Consider the following 16,837-nt stretch of genomic DNA (forward strand, 5'->3'; position numbering starts at 1 on the left):
GATTCAGCAGCAAACTAAATTAGGAAGGCAAGTATTCAGAAATTGAATCTATGGCGTCCGAAACGTCGGCAGAACCTGCTCCAGGAAGAGTTGCAGCACCGGGTTGTCGTGATTGCGTCGATAGGTGCATACCGTCTCGACGGGCTCGGTCACCATCCTGCGCATCACGATGCCGTCGAATTTCAGGCGGGCGGCCCCTTCCGCGATGAGGGCGGCGCCGATCCCCGCGCGGACCAGCGCCAGCATCGTGTGCACCTGGCCGATGTGCTCGACGACGTCCGGCACGACGCCGGCACGGGCGAAGCGCTCGCTCAGCATCTGGTAGAAGGGCCGCGCCTCGTACGGCGAATACATGACGAACGGCCGGCCGTGCAGGTCGGCCAGCGTGGGTTCCTGGGGCCACTGGTCGGCGTCGCGCTCGTGGATGGCCAGCATCAGGGCTTCCGTGGCGATCAGCTGGCTGTCCAGGTCCGCACTGACGGGGTGCGGGCGCATCAGGCCCAGGTCCAGTTCGCCCGCGTTCAGCGCTTCGACTTGGGCCGTGCTGACGAGTTCCTTCAACGTCAGCGTCACGCCCGGCGAGCGCTCGCGCAGGCGGCGCACGACTTCCGGCAGCAGGCTGTAGCCGGACGCCGACGTGAAGCCGATGGCGATGCTGCCCTGTTCGCCCTTCGCGGCGCGGCGGGCGGCAAACATCGCTTCCTCGGCGATCCGGAGGATGCGTGCCGCTTCGGGGAAAAACGCCTTGCCGGCGGCCGTCAGCCGGACCGTGCGGCTGTTGCGCTCCAGGAGCTGGGCGCCGACGTGGTGTTCCAGCAGGCGGATCTGGCGGCTCAGCGGGGGCTGCGTCATGTTCAGGCGCTCCGCGGCGCGGCTGAAATGCAATTCCTCGGCGACGGCGACGAAGCAGCGGAGCTGGCTGATCTCGAACATGGATGTCCTGGGCGATGGTTGGGCGACCGCAATTATGACCGATGCGCCGCCCAACCGGCCGCCCGTGGTATCGTCGGGCAGTGTCAAGGACATGCACAGGAGGGAACGTCATGGGTTTCGACCAGCGCACCGCCATCGTCACCGGCGCATCCGGCGGCATCGGCCGGGCCACCGTGCGGCGCCTGCTGCAGGACGGGGCCGCCGTGATGCTCGCCGGCCTGCACCTGGACCGCCTCGACGCCACGCGCGCCGACCTCGGCAAGGAATTCGACCCCGCGCGCATGGCCACCATCGCCTGCGACGTGGCGCGCGAAGACCAGGTCATCGCCGCCGTCGACGCGACGATCGGGCAGTTCGGCGGCTGGGACTACGTCGTCAACAACGCGGGCACGATGCTGTTCAAACCGATCGAGGAACAGACGGAGCAGGACTGGCGCGGCATCCTCGACGTCGACCTGCTGGGCGCCTTCTTCTTCACCAAGCAGGCTTTCCTGCGCATGCGCCGGGGCGGCGCCATCGTCAACGTCTCCAGCGTCCACGCCGTCGAGACGGAACCCCTTGTCGCGCCGTATGCGGCGGCGAAGGCGGCGCTGCTGTCGCTCACGCGTTCGGCCGCGCTGGAAGGCAAGGCCAAGGGCATCCGCGTGAATGCCGTGCTGCCGGGGGCCGTCGACACGCCCATGTTGTGGGATAACCCGAACGTGAAGGCCGGCGTCGAAGTCATCGACAAGGCGGACGTCGGGGCGCCCGAGGACCTTGCCGCCGCCATCGCGTTCCTGCTCACGGACGAGGCCCGCTTCGTCGACGGCGCGTCGCTGCGGGTCGATGGCGCGCGGCTGGCACGCCTGTAGCCGCGCCGCGGGTGTCAGTGCCAGCGCACCGGCATCAACATCTTCGACCGGAACCAGCGCGCCAGCAGGTTGCCGCACATCCGCACGAGGCCCAGATGGCCCATCACGTGGCGCTGGTACGTGAGACCGTACATCGCCAGCGCGAACGGCCCTTTCACATGCAGGTGACGGTTGCCGATCGCGCGGCGCAGGATGCCGACCGCGCCCGCCTGGCCCAGCGACACGAGCGTGCCGTAGTCGCGGTACTGGAAGCCCGGCAGGACGTCCGGCGCCTTGTGCGCCAGCAGCGTCGCCAGGTAGATCGCCTGCTGGCGCGCGGCCTGGGCGCTGGGCGGGGCCATCGCCGTCTTGTCCGGATTGAGCAGGGTGCAGCAATCGCCCATCGCGTGGATCTCGGGATCGGTCACGCTGCGCAGCCGGCTGTCCACGACCACCTGGTCGTTGCGGTTCAGCGCCACGTTCAGGCCCGCGCTGAAGCGCGGACCCTTCACGCCGGCCGCCCACACCGTGATCGCGGCGGGGAACACGCGGCCGTCGGTCGTCGTCACTTCGTCCTCGCGCACTTCGGCGATCGCGGTGTCGGTGCAGATCTCGATGCCCATCGCGCGCAGCTTGCGCACGGCCAGGTTCGATGCCTCGGCGTCCAGCGACGGCAGCACCTGCGGCCCGCGCTCGACGATGCGGATGTGCACCTGGTGCGGCGACTCGAGACCCGCGAGGCCGTAGTGGGCCAGCGTGTCGACCGTGTGGCGCAGGTCCGCCGCGAGTTCGATGCCGGTCGGGCCGGCGCCGACGATGACGATGTCCAGCAGCGGCGCGCCGGCATCCGTGCGGGCGTTGCGGCGCCGTCCCGCCTGGGCGCACAGCCCGAGGAAGCGCTGGCGGAACGCTTCCGCGCCTTTCACGCTGTCGAGCGCCAGGCAGTGTTCCTGCGCGCCGGGGATGCCGAAGAAGTTCGTGACGGAGCCGTAGGCCAGCACGAGGCGTTCGTAATCGATGACGGTATGCGCATCCGGCGCATCATCGAAACGGCTGCGGACGGTCAGGGTGCGGCGGGCGCGGTCGACGTGGACGACTTCGCCGCAGACGAACGTGAAGTGGTTGTCGATGGCCTGGCGCGCATGGTCGATCATGTGGTCGGCCGGGTCGATGGTGCCGGCGGCGACCGCGTGCAGCAGGGGTTTCCAGAAGTGGGTGGGGGCGCTGTCGATGAGGATCACGCGTTCCCGGTGGCGGGCGCCGAGGCGGCGTCCCAGGCGGGTGGCGAGTTCGAGGCCGGCGACGCCGCCTCCGACGATGACGATGGACTGCATGGTGTGCTCCCTTCTTTTTTCGAATCGATGCGGCACCGGGGACTCCCCGCGCCGCGCTGCGTTCGCGCATCCGGCGGGAGCAGCGCCCGCGGATGCCGGGAAGACTGCTTCAGTGGGTCGTGGCCTGCATCGCTACCTTGCGCATGACGATCGCCTTGGGCGTGCGTACGCCGATGCGCGCGGTGCGGGCGGCGGCGATGGCGCGCGGCGACGTCGTCACGGCCAGCGCTGCGTCGGGCTGTACGCCCAGCTGGTCCAGGACGACGGAATACGGGGCCTTGTGGCCGCGCGTGTCGAAATCGGCGCCCGTCAGCACGACGGAAAAGATGTGGTGCGCGGTGTCGCCGAAGCGGCGGCGCAGCTGTTCTCCCGCCTCCTGGTGCGGCAGTTCGGAGATCAGGGCGCACGGCAGGCCGTCTTCGATCGCCTGGTCGAGCAGGCGCTCGGCGTCGGCGGGGATGTCCGTCGAACGGAATGCGGATAAGTCGAAGATGAACGCTTGTGCCGTCATGATGATCTCCTTTTGCAGGTCGTTGTCGCTTGAATTGTTTTTACTATACGGCTGGGCGGGATAAAATAAAAATAAATCTTTTTTAGAATTCGATAAGGTATAGCTTATGTATCCAGCCAGCTTCAAACAACTGCAGGCGCTGATGCTCGTGGCGCGTCACCAGAGCGTGTCGCGCGCGGCCGAGGCGATGCACGTGACGCAGCCGGCCGTGTCGTTGCACCTGAAACTGTTGGAGGAAGCCGCCGGCGTGCCGCTCACGCGCCGCCAGGGCCGCAACATCCAGATGACGGCCGCGGGCGAGCTGCTGGTGGGGTACGCGGAGCGCATCCTGGGCCTGTGGGAGGAGGCGGGCGACGAGATCGCGGCGCTGAAGGGCGTCACGTCCGGTACGCTGCGCATCGGCGCGGTGATGACGGCGGAGCACCTGCTGCCGCCGATGCTGGTGCGCTTCACGACGGGCCGCCCGCACGTACGCATCAAGCTGCAGGTGGGCTCGCGCCCGGAGGTGATCGGCATGCTGTCGCGCGACGAGATCGACCTCGCCATCATGGGCACGCCGCCGCGCGAATTCCCGACCAGCGCGAGCCGTTTCGCGCGCCACCCGATGGCGTTCTTCGTCGCGCCCGGCCATCCGCTGCTGGAGAAGGAGAACGTGACGCTGGCCGACATCGCGGCCCACAACCTGCTCGTGCGCGAACGCGGCTCCGGCACGCGCGCGGCGATCGAGCGGCGCTACGAGGAAGAGGGCGTGGCGCTCGCGATCGGGTCGGAGTTGTCGAGCAACGAGGCGATCAAGCAGATGACGGCCGCGGGCCTCGGCGTTGCCTTCCTGTCCGTCCACGCGTGCACGCTGGAAGTGCGCAACCGGCTGCTGGCCGTGCTGCCGGTGCCCGGCGTCGTCGTGCAGGGCGAATGGCACGTGATGCACAAGGCGGCGCGCGCGATTCCGACAGTGGCCGCGTCGTTCCACGAATTCATGGTGGAGCACGGGCAGCAGGTCATTTCGGACGAGCTGGAAAACATCGCGTGGCGAACCTGAATCCTGTTGCCGCCACGCGCGGCGCAGGCAATCAGCGCGCCGATTTGCGGCGAGCCGCGGCCAGGCCGGCGAGGCCCAGTCCGAGCAGCGTCAGGCTGGCCGGCTCGGGCACCTGGGCGACGTCGAAGTCGACGTTGTCGATGGCGATATAGCCATTCGCAGGCGCGCCGGAGAAGGTGACGGACGTGACGTTCTTCAGATTCGCAAACTGGTAGCCCTGGTAAGCATTGCCGAGCGAGATCGTGTCCGTGCCGTTGAGGGTCAGGTCGAGCGCGTTCACCGACGTGTACCAGCTCAGCCCCGCGTCGAATCCGTTGAGGGTGAAGGTGCCGCCGCCGGTCCTGGTGATGGTCACCGTGGCGCCGAGGCCGTAGATCAGGTTGTTGGTGCCGTTGTCGGCCTTGCCGCCGCCGGGCGTCCAGACGTATGCAGAGCCGGCCGAGGAGGTGAACGTCAGCCCGCCGGTGGACACCGGCAGTGTCGGCGTACCCGCCTGGTCGTCGAAGGTGATGACGCTTGCCTGCGCCTGGCTTGCGCCGAACGCCACGAACAGCATTGCACCGATGAGTTTCAGAGATGTGGTTTTCATGTCGGTCCTTGAGGTTTATAGATATTGACGGACATAAAGCAATATTGATGCCACTTGATAATAATCAATGACTTATGGCAATCAATGTTGTTGTGTGTAAGTTTTTCCGACAGTGCTTGCGGCGTTGCATGGTCAGAATATATACTTCGTATATGGAACGTATATGAAAGGTAGGCATATGGGCATCGTAAACATTGAAGACGAACTGCACGACCAGATCCGCAAGGCGAGCACGGTGTCGTGCCGCTCGATCAACGCGCAGGCCGCCTTCTGGGTCCGCATCGGCATGCTGTGCGAGCTGAATCCGACGCAGAGCTTCAACGAGATCATGGCGCGCGAGTTGAGGGCGGCGGGCGTCGTGCCGCAGGCGCTCAAGGTGGCGTCATGACGAAGCGGCCGGAGGAAGTCGCACTGATGGCGGCGGCCGGCAAGCTGCTGGCGGACGTCTTCGCGCAGCTCGACCGGCTCGATCTGGTTGGCATGTCGACCATGCAGGTGAACGACCTGGTCGACGACTTCATCGTGAACACGCTGGGCGCGCGCCCCGCCAGCAAGGGCCAGTACGGCTATGCGTTCGCGCTGAACGCGTCACGCAACGACGTCGTGTGCCACGGCGTGCCGTCGCCGGCGGACGTCCTGCAGAGCGGCGACATCGTGAACTTCGACATCACGCTGGAAAAGAACGGCTACATCGCCGACTCCAGCAAGACCTACCTGGTCGGCGCCGTGGCGGCGCCGGCGCAAAAGCTCGTGCAGGTGACGTACGAAGCGATGTGGAAGGGCATCCGCGCCGTGCGTCCCGGCGCGCGGCTGGGCGACGTGGGCCATGCCATCGAACGGCATGCGCGCCGCCACGGCTATGCGGTCGTGCGCGAGTACTGCGGCCACGGCATCGGGCGCGAGATGCACGAGCCGCCGCAGGTGCTGCACTGGGGCCGCCCGCAGACGGGCCTCGTGCTGCGCGAAGGCATGGTGTTCACGATCGAGCCGATGCTCAACGCGGGCCGCTCTGCCGTGCACACCGAGGACGACGGTTGGACGGTGCGTACGTGCGACGGCGCGCTGTCCGCGCAGTTCGAGCATACCGTGGCCGTGACCCGCAGCGGCGTTCGCGTGTTGACCTTGCGGGCCGGCGAAAAGATGCCCGGCTAATACGTTTCCGTGGGTCAATAGATACGTTACAACTTGATTTGTGGAATCTGACGTTTCCTGATGTTACTATCCGGGACTACGTTTGGAGGAAGCATGGTTGTGCGCCGGATATTATTGGGCCTGCTGCTCGTCTGCCAGGCGGCCGTGGCCCGGTCCGGCGACGTGCATGAAGACTTTACCCGCGACTTGACCGTTATCCGGGAAGAAGCGTACGTCATGCCGCGCGCGGCATTGCAGCGGCTGGATGCGCTGCGGCAGGTGCACACCGGCCGCGAACTGGGCCAGGTTCTCGTCGTGACCAGCCGCGCTTACTGGTGGATGAAGGACAAGAACCGGGCCGTCGATGCGGCCCTTGGGGCCGAACGGCTCGGCCGCGAGCTTCACGACGACGATTTGCTGGCGAGGGCGATGCTGAGCCACGCGTATGCCTTGTCGATGTTCGTGCACGACCAGGAAGCCGCGCGCCGGCTGATCCAGGGCGCAGCCCGGCTCGCGGCCGACTCCGCCGACCCCTATTTGAAAACCCAGGCACTCGTCACGCAGGGATTGCTGGCGGAAGAGGACGGGGACACGGCGGGCGGCATCGAATTCGTCACCCGTGCGGTGGACGTCGCGCGGGCCGGGGCCGATCCGGACGCCCTGCAAATGGCGTTGCGTGAACAGGCGCGCCTGCTGGCCATTGTAGGGAAGACCACGGAGGCGCTTGCCCGCACCGACGAGATGATCGCCGCCGCGCGGGCGCGCGGCATCGCCGGCCAACTCGCGCATGCGCGCCTGTCCGAATACGGGACGGCCGCGCGCGCCGGCAACCTGAAGCGTGCCGAAGCCGCGCTGAAAGCCGCGGTCGACATCCTGGAAAAACTCCATGCGCGGGAGAGACTGGCGGTGCCGCTGGCGAATCTGGCGGAGCTCTACATGCAGAGCCGGCGCTACGGCGAGGCAGAACGTGCGGCCGTGGCGGCGCTGCGCATCTCGCGCGCCGTCGGCGACGACTACGGCATCCAGCTCGCCTCGTTCGAACTCGGACTCTCCCAAATCTACTTCCGCAACATCGCCGAAGGAAGGGCCATGGCGGACCAGGCGCTCGAGGCGCTGAAGAACGACGACCAGTACGTCCGCATGCTGCTCAACTACGGCCATGCGCTGGGCCAGGTCGGTTTTGGCGAGGCGGCGTTGACGATCTACGAAAAAGCCGGTTCCGTATCGCTGGCCGCGTGGCGCAAGGAAAAGCAATCGTCCTATGAAGCGTTGCAGCGGGCCTGGGACAACCAGAAGAAGCAGAGCGAACTCGCCGCGCTCCACCACGAGAGCGTGTTGAAGGCCGCGGACCTGCGGAACGCCAGGCGCCAGCGGAGCCTGTGGGTGGCGCTGTGCGCGACGACCTGCATCGCCGTCGTCCTGATCGGCTTCCTGTACCGGCGCGTGGCGAAGGCGAACAAGTCGCTGCAACAGAAGAACGACCAGCTGTTCCTGCAAAGCACGCGCGATTCGCTGACGGGGCTCTTCAACCGGCACTACTTCTACGAACACGTCGTGCCCCATCACCACCGCAAGGCGGGCGCCGCGTCCGAACGGCGCGCCGGCGCGGAAGGGCGCACGGGCGGCGTGTTCCTGCTGATGGACATCGACCGCTTCAAGTCGATCAACGACACGCTGGGCCATGGCGCGGGCGACGTCGTGCTGAAGAACGTGGCCGCGCGCCTGGCTGCCACGCTGCGCGAACAGGATGTGCTGGTGCGCTGGGGCGGCGAGGAATTCCTCGCCTACCTGCCGGGCATCGGCACGGACGAAGCGCGCCAGGTGTGCGCGCGCGTGCTGGCGGCCGTGGGCGGCACGCCGATCGCGCTGGACGACCGCGCGCTGGACGTGATGATTTCCATCGGCTTCTGCCCCAAGTCCCTGAGCCCGGGCGACGTCGATCCGGACTGGGAGCAACTGGTCCATCTCGCCGACCTGTGCCTGTACGCGGCCAAGCAGGGCGGGCGTAACCGGGCGGTGGGGATCCTGGACGCCGCCGTGCTGGCGCCGCACGTGATCGCCGCGGCGGATGCGGACCTGAAGCGGGCGGCCGCCGACGGCGTGCTCGCGCTGGCGACCGTCATCGGGCCGGCCGCGCCGCCGGTCCGGGCGGCAGCCTGACGGCCGGCGTCAGGACTCCCAATACCCCGGCGTGTTGTACACCGCCTTCAGGTGATCGATGAAGTGGCGGATCTTCGCCGGCAGGTAGCGCTGCTGCGGGAACACGGCCTGGATCGGGTAATTCCCGACCGCGTAGTCGTCCAGCACCGTCACGAGCTCTCCCCGTTTCAGCTCGGCCTGGATCTCCCACGTGGAGCGCCAGCCGATGCCCAGTCCCTGTTTCACCCAGGCGAACAGCAGCTCGCCGTCGTTGCACGCGAGGTCGCCGTCCACGCGCACGGCGAACAGCTTGCCGTCGCGCTGGAACGTCCAGCCGCGCTGCTGGCCGCCCTGCAGGTTGAAAGCGAGGCAGTTGTGGCGCGCGAGATCTTCCGGCGCGCGCGGCACGCCGTTGCGCTCGAAGTAGTCGGGCGTGCCGCACACGACGCGCCGGTTGGGGAAGAGCGGAATCGCCACGTAGTTCGGATCCGTCACTTCGCCGATGCGGATCGACATGTCGTAGCCTTCGCGCACGAGGTCGACGACGCTGTCGGTGAAGTTGAACGACATCTTGAGTTCCGTGTGGATGGCCCGGAATGCCGGCGCCTGCGGCGCCACGTGCTTGCGCCCGAACGCCGCCGGCGCCGACACGACCAGGTGGCCGCGCACCGTGCTGCGGCCCGCGCTGATGCTGTTTTCCGTGATGTCGAAATCGCGCAGCAACTGGCGGCACGGTTCGATGAACTGTTCGCCCAGCGCCGTCAACGTGAGGCCACGCGTCGAGCGGTGCATCAGGCGCACGCCGAGGCGTTGTTCCAGGCCGTCCAGGCGGCGGCCCATGACGACGGGCGTCACGCCTTCCGCCAGCGCGGCGCCCGCGAAACTGCCCTTTTCGGTGATGAGTACGAAGCTGCGTATTTCCGTGTAGCGGTCCATGCCTTTTTTCCCATTCAATACTTAAAGTATCGACAGAGCCGATAATAGCAGCAATTCAACTTACCGTGGCTTATGGCTATGCTGGGTCATCAGTCCAAGACTAACCATAGCAACGGAGGAGAATATGGCCCGAATGAGAGCAATCGACGCAGCGGCGGAAGTGCTGCGCAAGGAAGGTGTGAGTACGGTGTTCGGCGTGCCCGGCGCCGCGATCAACCCGTTTTACTCGGCGATGAAGAAGAACGGCGGCTTCGAGCACGTGCTCGCCCGTCACGTGGAAGGCGCCTCGCACATGGCCGAGGGTTATACCCGCGCCAAGGCCGGCAACATCGGCGTCTGCATCGGCACGTCGGGTCCGGCCGGCACCGACATGATCACGGGCCTGTATTCCGCCTGGGCCGATTCGATACCTATCCTATGCATTACCGGCCAGGCCCCGCGTGCCCGCCTGTACAAGGAAGACTTCCAGGCCGTCGACATCGAGTCGATCGCCAAGCCGGTCACCAAGTGGGCCGTCACCGTGCGCGAGCCGGACCTGCTGCCGCGCGTCGTCCAGCAGGCCTTCCACCTGATGCGCTCGGGCCGCCCGGGCCCCGTGCTGATCGACCTGCCGTTCGACGTGCAGGTGGCCGAGATCGAATTCGACATCGACACCTACGAGCCGCTGCCGGTCTATAAACCCGCCGCGACCCGCGCCCAGGCCGAGAAGGCGCTGGCGATGCTGAACGCGGCCGAGCGTCCGCTGATCGTTTGCGGCGGCGGCGTGATCAATGCCGATGCCGCCGCGCGCCTGCAGGAATTCGCCGAGATCGTCGGCGTGCCCGTGATCCCGACCTTGATGGGCTGGGGCGCGATCCCCGACGACCACCCGCTGATGGCGGGCATGGTCGGCCTGCAGACGTCGCACCGCTACGGCAACGCGACGATGCTGGAATCCGACTTCGTGATCGGCATCGGCAACCGCTGGGCGAACCGCCACACGGGTTCCGTCGACGTCTACAAGAAGGGCCGCAAGTTCGTCCACATCGACATCGAACCGACCCAGATCGGCCGCGTGTTCGGGCCGGACCTGGGCATCGTCTCCGACGCGGGCGCCGCGCTGGACCTGCTGATCGACGTGGCCCGCGGCATGGCGTCCATCGGCGGCCTGCCGGACCGCAGCGCCTGGGCGGCGCAGTGCCAGGAACGCAAGCGCACGATGCTGCGCAAGACGCACTTCGAGAACAACCCGATCAAGCCGCAGCGCGTGTACGAAGAGATGAACCGCGCCTTCGGCAAGGACACGACCTACGTCAGCACCATCGGCCTGTCGCAGATCGCCGCCGCGCAGTTCCTGCACGTGTACAAGGAGCGCAACTGGATCAACTGCGGCCAGGCGGGCCCGCTGGGCTGGACCGTGCCGGCGGCACTGGGTGTCGTCGCTTCCGGCGCCAAGACGGACGTTGTCGCGATCTCCGGCGACTACGACTTCCAGTTCATGATCGAGGAACTGGCCGTCGGCGCGCAGTTCAAGCTGCCGTACCTGCACGTCGTCGTCAACAACGCCTACCTGGGCCTGATCCGCCAGGCGCAGCGCGGCTTCGACATGGATTACTGCGTCCAGCTGGCGTTCGAGAACATCAACGCGCCGGAGCTCGGCTCCTACGGTGTCGACCACGTGGCCGTGGCCGAAGGCCTGGGCTGCAAGGCGATCCGCGTGCGCCAGGTCGACGACATCCAGCCGGCGTTCGCCGAAGCCCGCAAGCTGATGTCCGAGCACCGCGTACCGGTGATCGTCGAGATCATCCTGGAGCGCGTGACCAACATCGCGATGGGCCTGGAGATCGACGCCATCAACGAATTCGAACCGCTGGCCGACCATCCGGGCGATGCCCCGACCGCGATTCGCGTTTAAAAGTAAGAAGACTCAGGAGAACGACATGCCAAGATTTGCTGCCAACCTGACGATGCTGTTCAACGAACTGCCGTTCCTCGACCGCTTCGAAGCGGCGCGCGACGCGGGGTTCAAGGGCGTCGAATACCTGTTCCCGTACGGGTTCGAAAAGGAAGCGCTGGCGGAACGCCTGCAGGAATTCGGCCTGACGCAGGTCCTGCACAACCTGCCGGCCGGCGACTGGGAAAAAGGTGAACGCGGCATCGCCGTGCTGCCGGGCCGCGAGGCCGAGTTCCGCGAAGGCGTCGCCCGCGCCATCGACTACGCGAAAGCGCTGAACTGCCGTCAGGTGAACTGCCTGGTGGGCATCGCGCCGGCCGGCGTCGACGAAGGCACGCTGCGCCGGACCGTCGTCGACAACCTGCGCTACGCCGCGACGCAGCTGAAGCAGGCCGGCGTCAAGCTGCTGATCGAACCGATCAACACGTACGACATTCCGGGCTTCTACCTGAACACGACGCGGCAGGCGCTCGACCTGATCGACTCGGTGGGCGCGGACAACCTGTTCGTCCAGTACGACGTCTACCACGCCCAGCGCACGGAAGGCGAGCTGGCGAAGACGGTCGAGAAGCACCTGGGCAGCATCGCGCACATCCAGGTCGCGGACAACCCGGGCCGCAACGAGCCGGGCACGGGCGAGATCAATTACCCGTTCCTGTTCAAGCACCTCGACCGCATCGGCTACGACGGCTGGATCGGCTGCGAGTACAAGCCGGCCGCCGACACCCGCGCGGGCCTGGACTGGATCGCCCGGCTGAACGCTTAATCAAACTACAAGGAGACACATCATGGCAAACATCGGATTCATCGGCCTGGGCATCATGGGTGCCCCGATGGCGGGACACCTCATCAACGACGGCCACACGCTGTTCACCAACACCGTCGGCCCGACCCCGTCGGCCCTCGTCGAAGCGGGTGCCCGCGTGTGCCTGAACGGCGCCGAAGTGGCCGCGCAGGCGGACATCATCTTCATCATGGTCCCGGACACCCCGCAGGTGGACGAGGTCCTGTTCGGCAAGGACGGCGTGGCCTCGGCCCTGTCGGCCGGCAAGATCGTCGTCGACATGAGCTCGATCTCCCCGGTCGCCACGAAGGATTTCGCCAAGCGCATCAACGCGCTGGGCTGCGAATACCTGGATGCGCCGGTATCCGGCGGCGAAGTGGGCGCCAAGGCCGCGAGCCTGACCATCATGGTCGGCGGCAGCGAGGCGGCGTTCGCGAAAGTGAAGCCGCTGTTCGACAAGATGGGCAAGAACATCACGCTCGTCGGCGGCAACGGCGACGGCCAGATCACCAAGGTCGCGAACCAGATCATCGTGGCGCTGACGATCGAAGCGGTCGGCGAGGCGCTGCTGCTGGCCGCCAAGGCCGGCGCCGATCCGGCCCGCGTCCGCGAGGCGCTGATGGGCGGTTTCGCGAACTCGCGCATCCTCGAAGTGCATGGGGAACGGATGGTCAAGCGCACGTTCGCGCCGGGCTTCCGTATCGACCTGCACCGCAAGGACCTGAACCTGGCCCTGACCACCGGCCGCCAGCTGGGCGTGGCGCTGCCGAACACCGCCACCGCGCAGGAACTGTTCAACACCTGCGCGGCGCACGAAGGCGGCAGCTGGGACCACTCCGCGATGGTGCGCGCTCTGGAGATCATGTCGAACTTCGAGATCGGCCAGAAGCAGCAGTAATGACGGCGACCGGACAGGAGACTACGATGACTACGATGACCCCACGCGAACTGCTCGCCAGCATGTTCACCGCCGCCGTCGACGCGGCCCAGCCTGCGCTGTGCATCCCGCGCAACCTGCCGGCGCCGCCGAAGGGCCGCACGGTGGTGATCGGCGCCGGCAAGGCGTCCGCCGCGATGGCGCAGGCGCTGGAGCGCAGCTGGCCCGGTCCGCTGTCGGGCCTCGTCGTTACGCGCTACGGCTATGCCGTGCCGTGCGAACGCATCGAGATCGTCGAAGCCGCCCATCCGGTCCCCGACGCCGCCGGCCGCGAAGCCGCCCAGCGCATGCTGCGCACGGTGCGCGGCCTGTCGGCGGACGACCTCGTGATCTGCCTGATCTCCGGCGGCGGTTCCGCGCTGCTGCCGTTGCCGGGCGAGGGCGTCACGCTGGAAGACAAGCAGGCGATCAACCGCGCGCTGCTCGCTTCCGGCGCCAGCATCACCGAAATGAACTGCGTGCGCCGCCACCTGTCCGCCATCAAGGGCGGCCGGCTGGCCGCGGCCTGCCACCCGGCGCGCGTCGTCAACCTCCTGATTTCCGACGTCCCGGGCGACAACCCGATGGACATCGCCTCCGGTCCCACCGTGGCCGACCCGACGACCTGCGCAGATGCGCTGGAAGTCGTGCGCCGCTACGGCATCGACCTGCCGGCGGGCGCGCGCCGCCTGCTGGAATCCGGCATGGGTGAAACCGTCAAGCCGGGCAACCGCCGCCTGGACCACGTCGACACGCACATCGTCGCGTCGCCGCAGATGGCGCTGGAGGCCGCGGCCGACGTCGCCCGCAAGGCCGGCGTGACGCCGCTGATCCTCGGCGACAGCATCGAGGGCGAGGCGCGCGACGTGGCCAAGGTCATGGCCGGCATCGCCCTGCAGGCGCGCCGCCACGGCCAGCCGGCCGCGGGACCGTGCGTGCTGCTGTCCGGCGGCGAGACGACCGTCACCATCCGCGGCAACGGCCGCGGCGGCCGCAACGTCGAATTCCTGCTGGCGCTCGCCGTCGCGCTGGACGGTGCGCCGGATATCCACGCGCTGGCCGGGGACACCGACGGCGTCGACGGCGCCGAGGAAATCGCCGGCGCGTTCGTCACGCCGGACACCCTGGCGCGCGGCTGGGAACACGGCCTGCCGCCGCGCGCGAGCCTCGAGAACAACGATGCGCACACGTTCTTCCGTGCGCTGGGCGATTCCCTCATCACGGGACCCACCTTGACCAACGTGAACGATTTCCGCGCAATCTACGTCGCCTGAAAAAGAAACGTCTTCCCTTTAACGGGTGCGCCGCGGCGGCGGCGTACCCGTTTTTTTTAAGGATTAACCCATGCTACGCCAACGCCGCGCCCGCATCCTCGCCACTCTCGGCCCCTCCAGTTCCACCCCCGACCAGATCTACGCGCTCGCACTCGCCGGCGCCGACGTCTTCCGTTTGAACTTCAGCCACGGCAGCCACGACGACCATGCCGCGCGCTACAACACCATCCGCAGCGTCGAGCGCGACATCGGCCGGCCCATCGGCGTGCTGATGGACTTGCAGGGACCGAAGCTGCGCGTGGGCCGCATGGCGGGCGGCAAAGCCGTCCTCGAAGCCGGCAGCCGCTTCCGCCTCGACCTCGACACTACTGAGGGCGACGCGACCCGCGCCGGCATGCCGCATCCGGAGATCTTCGCCGCGCTGCGCCCCGGCACCGACCTGCTGCTGGACGACGGCAAGCTGCGCCTGCGCGTGGACGCCTGCGGCGTCGACTTCGCCGAGACGACCGTGATGGTGGGCGGCGCGCTGTCCGACCGCAAGGGCGTCAACGTGCCCGGCGTCGTGCTGCCGATTTCCCCGCTGACTCCCAAGGACCGCGCCGACCTGGCGTTCGGCCTGGAGCTGGGCGTGGACTGGGTCGCGCTGTCGTTCGTGCAGCGCCCCGAGGACATCGTCGAGGCGAGGAGCCTGATCGGCGACCGGGCGTGGATCATGGCCAAGCTGGAAAAGCCGGCCGCGATCGATGCGCTGGACGGCATCGTGGCGCTGGCCGACGGCATCATGGTGGCGCGTGGCGACCTGGGCGTGGAACTCCCGCCGCAACAGGTCCCCGTGCTGCAGCGCCGGATCGTGCACGCGGCGCGCGCGGCCGGCCGCCCCGTCGTCGTCGCCACGCAGATGCTGGAATCGATGACGACGGCGCCGGTGCCCACGCGCGCCGAAGTGTCGGACGTCGCCACCGCCATCTACGAAGGCGCGGACGCCGTGATGCTGTCGGCCGAGTCGGCGTCCGGCCAGTACCCGGTGCAATCGGTGGCGGTGATGGACAATGTGATCCGCGAAGTGGAGCAGGACCCGCGCTGGCGCGAAGGCCTGGATGCGAGCCACAAGCCGGCCGACAAGACGACCGCGGACGCCATCTGCTGCGCGCTGCGCCGCGTGACGAATTTGCTGGCGCCCGCCGCCACCGTCACGTACACCGCGAGCGGCGCGACGTGCCTGCGCGCGAGCCGGGAGCGTCCCACCGCGACTATCCTCGCCTTGACGCCGAAGATGGCCATCGCGCGCCGGCTCGCGCTCGTGTGGGGCGTGCATCCGGTGCCGTTCGAGGAAGCGGAAGGCTTCGACCGCATGGTGGCGGACGGCGTCGCGGCCGCGCGTTTCCATGGCCTGGCCGATGCGGGCGACGACGTCGTCGTGGTGGCGGGCTTCCCGTCCGGGCGTCCGGGCCGCACGAACCTGCTGCACGTCGTGCGCGTGGGCGAGGAACCGGGCGTGTGACTATGTGCGCATCTTCTGCCGCGCGGCTCTGGTAACGTAGGGTTTCCACCACCGACAGGAGAAGCGCATGAAGACCCAGCTGGAAAAAGCGCAGGCATTCGTCGACCTGCACCGCCGCGGCAACTGCTTCGTCATCCCGAACCCGTGGGATGCGGGATCGGCGAAGCTGCTGCAGCACCTGGGCTACCAGGCGCTGGCGGGCACCAGCGCCGGCTTCGCGTTCTCGAAGGCGAAGACGGATCCGACGATCACCATCGCGGAGATGCTGCCGCACCTGGCCGAACTGGCCGCGGCGACCGACCTGCCGCTGTCCGCCGACCTGCAATCCGGCTTCGGCGCCGCGCCGGAAGACGCGGCCCGCACGATCGCCGAGGCGGCGGCGACGGGCATCGTCGGCGGTTCCATCGAGGACGCGACCGACGACCGGGACGCGCCGTTGTTCGACATCGGCCTCGCCACCGACCGCATCCGCGCGGCCGTGGAGGCGGCGCGTGGGCTCCCCTTCAAATTCATGCTGACGGCGCGCGCGGAAAACTTCCGCGTGGGCCGGCCGGACCTGGCCGACACCATCCGCCGCCTGCAGGCTTACCAGGAAGCGGGTGCCGACGTGCTGTTCGCGCCGGGTATCGCGAAACGGGAAGACATCGCGGCCGTCGTGCGCGCGGTCGACCGGCCGGTGAACTTCATGGCCGGCGCGCCGGGCCTGGGCCTGACCGTGGCGGAACTGGCGGCGCTGGGCGTCACGCGCGTGAGCCTGGGCGCGTCGCTTGCGCGCGCCGCGTACGGCGCGCTCGTGCGCGACGCGAAAGAAGTGCTGGAGCAGGGCACCTTCGGGTATGCGGACGATGCGCTGCCGGCGGCTGAGCTGAACCGCGTGTTTACAGCGCCGTGATCCGTCGTTCCCGCGGAAGCGGGAACCCATGCTGAAATACAGGATTCGGTACGCCGGAACCATCGCGGTGCATTTCGCCAGGGCGACACCGGCGG

Annotated in this window: 16 protein-coding genes; 11 read left to right on the forward strand and 5 right to left on the reverse strand. The window is 67.8% G+C overall.

What is annotated here, in order from left to right:
- Positions 1–48: 48 nt before the first annotated feature.
- Complete coding sequence (locus ACEN9H_RS11770; protein ID WP_413674884.1) at positions 49–933, reverse strand: LysR family transcriptional regulator; 885 nt, start codon at positions 931–933, stop codon at positions 49–51.
- A gap of 110 nt (positions 934–1,043) precedes the next feature.
- Here ACEN9H_RS11770 and ACEN9H_RS11775 point away from each other — a divergent pair, with 110 nt between their 5' ends.
- The gene (locus tag ACEN9H_RS11775; protein ID WP_413674885.1) at positions 1,044–1,784 is read left to right on the forward strand and encodes an SDR family NAD(P)-dependent oxidoreductase; all 741 of its coding nucleotides are present in this window, start codon (positions 1,044–1,046) and stop codon (positions 1,782–1,784) included.
- Between the two features lie 14 nt (positions 1,785–1,798).
- On the opposite strand, the gene ACEN9H_RS11780 is transcribed toward ACEN9H_RS11775, so the two are convergent.
- Positions 1,799–3,097, reverse strand: coding sequence for an NAD(P)/FAD-dependent oxidoreductase (locus tag ACEN9H_RS11780; protein WP_413674886.1), 1,299 nt, complete (start codon positions 3,095–3,097; stop codon positions 1,799–1,801).
- A gap of 109 nt (positions 3,098–3,206) precedes the next feature.
- Entirely contained in the window at positions 3,207–3,608 is a 402-nt protein-coding gene (locus ACEN9H_RS11785) for a hypothetical protein (RefSeq protein WP_371766766.1), read from the reverse strand.
- Positions 3,609–3,714: 106 nt separating this feature from the next.
- Here ACEN9H_RS11785 and ACEN9H_RS11790 point away from each other — a divergent pair, with 106 nt between their 5' ends.
- On the forward strand, positions 3,715–4,647 hold the full coding sequence (locus tag ACEN9H_RS11790; protein ID WP_056124866.1) for a LysR family transcriptional regulator: 933 nt from the start codon (positions 3,715–3,717) through the stop codon (positions 4,645–4,647).
- A gap of 31 nt (positions 4,648–4,678) precedes the next feature.
- On the opposite strand, the gene ACEN9H_RS11795 is transcribed toward ACEN9H_RS11790, so the two are convergent.
- Entirely contained in the window at positions 4,679–5,236 is a 558-nt protein-coding gene (locus ACEN9H_RS11795; RefSeq protein ID WP_413674887.1) for a PEP-CTERM sorting domain-containing protein, read from the reverse strand.
- A 178-nt stretch (positions 5,237–5,414) separates the two neighbouring features.
- Here ACEN9H_RS11795 and ACEN9H_RS11800 point away from each other — a divergent pair, with 178 nt between their 5' ends.
- From ACEN9H_RS11800 to ACEN9H_RS11810, 3 genes are all read left to right on the forward strand, one after another.
- Entirely contained in the window at positions 5,415–5,624 is a 210-nt protein-coding gene (locus ACEN9H_RS11800; protein WP_056124858.1) for a ParD-like family protein, read from the forward strand.
- A complete protein-coding gene (map, locus tag ACEN9H_RS11805; protein WP_056124854.1) occupies positions 5,621–6,388 on the forward strand; it encodes a type I methionyl aminopeptidase in 768 nt (255 codons plus the stop codon). Before ACEN9H_RS11800 ends, map begins: the two co-directional genes overlap by 4 nt.
- Positions 6,389–6,481: 93 nt before the next feature.
- Positions 6,482–8,527, forward strand: a complete 2,046-nt coding sequence (locus tag ACEN9H_RS11810; RefSeq protein WP_413674888.1) for a diguanylate cyclase — start codon at positions 6,482–6,484, stop codon at positions 8,525–8,527.
- A gap of 9 nt (positions 8,528–8,536) precedes the next feature.
- Here the strand turns inward: ACEN9H_RS11810 and ACEN9H_RS11815 are convergent, their stop codons facing one another.
- Complete coding sequence (locus tag ACEN9H_RS11815) at positions 8,537–9,442, reverse strand: LysR family transcriptional regulator (protein WP_413674889.1); 906 nt, start codon at positions 9,440–9,442, stop codon at positions 8,537–8,539.
- A 124-nt stretch (positions 9,443–9,566) separates the two neighbouring features.
- Between ACEN9H_RS11815 and gcl the strand changes: the two genes are divergently transcribed.
- From gcl to ACEN9H_RS11845, 6 genes are all read left to right on the forward strand, one after another.
- Complete coding sequence (gene gcl, locus ACEN9H_RS11820; protein ID WP_413674890.1) at positions 9,567–11,336, forward strand: glyoxylate carboligase; 1,770 nt, start codon at positions 9,567–9,569, stop codon at positions 11,334–11,336.
- A gap of 25 nt (positions 11,337–11,361) precedes the next feature.
- Positions 11,362–12,141, forward strand: coding sequence for a hydroxypyruvate isomerase (hyi, locus tag ACEN9H_RS11825; RefSeq protein ID WP_413674891.1), 780 nt, complete (start codon positions 11,362–11,364; stop codon positions 12,139–12,141).
- Between the two features lie 22 nt (positions 12,142–12,163).
- Positions 12,164–13,057: a 2-hydroxy-3-oxopropionate reductase gene (locus tag ACEN9H_RS11830; RefSeq protein WP_056124841.1), complete on the forward strand. Its 894-nt coding sequence runs from the start codon at positions 12,164–12,166 to the stop codon at positions 13,055–13,057.
- Positions 13,058–13,083: 26 nt separating this feature from the next.
- Positions 13,084–14,349 carry a glycerate kinase gene (locus ACEN9H_RS11835; protein ID WP_413674892.1) on the forward strand — a complete coding sequence of 422 codons (1,266 nt, stop codon included), beginning with the start codon at positions 13,084–13,086 and terminating at the stop codon, positions 14,347–14,349.
- 70 nt (positions 14,350–14,419) lie between these two features.
- The gene (pyk, locus tag ACEN9H_RS11840) at positions 14,420–15,850 is read left to right on the forward strand and encodes a pyruvate kinase (RefSeq protein ID WP_413674893.1); all 1,431 of its coding nucleotides are present in this window, start codon (positions 14,420–14,422) and stop codon (positions 15,848–15,850) included.
- A gap of 67 nt (positions 15,851–15,917) precedes the next feature.
- The gene (locus ACEN9H_RS11845; RefSeq protein WP_413674894.1) at positions 15,918–16,742 is read left to right on the forward strand and encodes an isocitrate lyase/PEP mutase family protein; all 825 of its coding nucleotides are present in this window, start codon (positions 15,918–15,920) and stop codon (positions 16,740–16,742) included.
- Positions 16,743–16,837 lie beyond the last annotated feature (95 nt).

Source organism: Massilia cellulosiltytica (genome assembly GCF_047325105.1).
Classification (GTDB): domain Bacteria; phylum Pseudomonadota; class Gammaproteobacteria; order Burkholderiales; family Burkholderiaceae_D; genus Telluria; species Telluria orientalis.

Coding starts and splice junctions, on each gene's coding strand:
- gcl (WP_413674890.1), top strand. CDS start 9,567: ATGGCCCGAATGAGAGCAATCGACGCAGCGGCGGAAGTGCTGCGCAAG.
- ACEN9H_RS11775 (WP_413674885.1), top strand. CDS start 1,044: ATGGGTTTCGACCAGCGCACCGCCATCGTCACCGGCGCATCCGGCGGC.
- ACEN9H_RS11800 (WP_056124858.1), top strand. CDS start 5,415: ATGGGCATCGTAAACATTGAAGACGAACTGCACGACCAGATCCGCAAG.
- map (WP_056124854.1), top strand. CDS start 5,621: ATGACGAAGCGGCCGGAGGAAGTCGCACTGATGGCGGCGGCCGGCAAG.
- ACEN9H_RS11770 (WP_413674884.1), bottom strand. CDS start 933: ATGTTCGAGATCAGCCAGCTCCGCTGCTTCGTCGCCGTCGCCGAGGAA.
- ACEN9H_RS11795 (WP_413674887.1), bottom strand. CDS start 5,236: ATGAAAACCACATCTCTGAAACTCATCGGTGCAATGCTGTTCGTGGCG.
- ACEN9H_RS11780 (WP_413674886.1), bottom strand. CDS start 3,097: ATGCAGTCCATCGTCATCGTCGGAGGCGGCGTCGCCGGCCTCGAACTC.
- ACEN9H_RS11810 (WP_413674888.1), top strand. CDS start 6,482: ATGGTTGTGCGCCGGATATTATTGGGCCTGCTGCTCGTCTGCCAGGCG.
- ACEN9H_RS11830 (WP_056124841.1), top strand. CDS start 12,164: ATGGCAAACATCGGATTCATCGGCCTGGGCATCATGGGTGCCCCGATG.
- pyk (WP_413674893.1), top strand. CDS start 14,420: ATGCTACGCCAACGCCGCGCCCGCATCCTCGCCACTCTCGGCCCCTCC.
- ACEN9H_RS11835 (WP_413674892.1), top strand. CDS start 13,084: ATGACTACGATGACCCCACGCGAACTGCTCGCCAGCATGTTCACCGCC.
- ACEN9H_RS11815 (WP_413674889.1), bottom strand. CDS start 9,442: ATGGACCGCTACACGGAAATACGCAGCTTCGTACTCATCACCGAAAAG.
- hyi (WP_413674891.1), top strand. CDS start 11,362: ATGCCAAGATTTGCTGCCAACCTGACGATGCTGTTCAACGAACTGCCG.
- ACEN9H_RS11790 (WP_056124866.1), top strand. CDS start 3,715: ATGTATCCAGCCAGCTTCAAACAACTGCAGGCGCTGATGCTCGTGGCG.
- ACEN9H_RS11785 (WP_371766766.1), bottom strand. CDS start 3,608: ATGACGGCACAAGCGTTCATCTTCGACTTATCCGCATTCCGTTCGACG.
- ACEN9H_RS11845 (WP_413674894.1), top strand. CDS start 15,918: ATGAAGACCCAGCTGGAAAAAGCGCAGGCATTCGTCGACCTGCACCGC.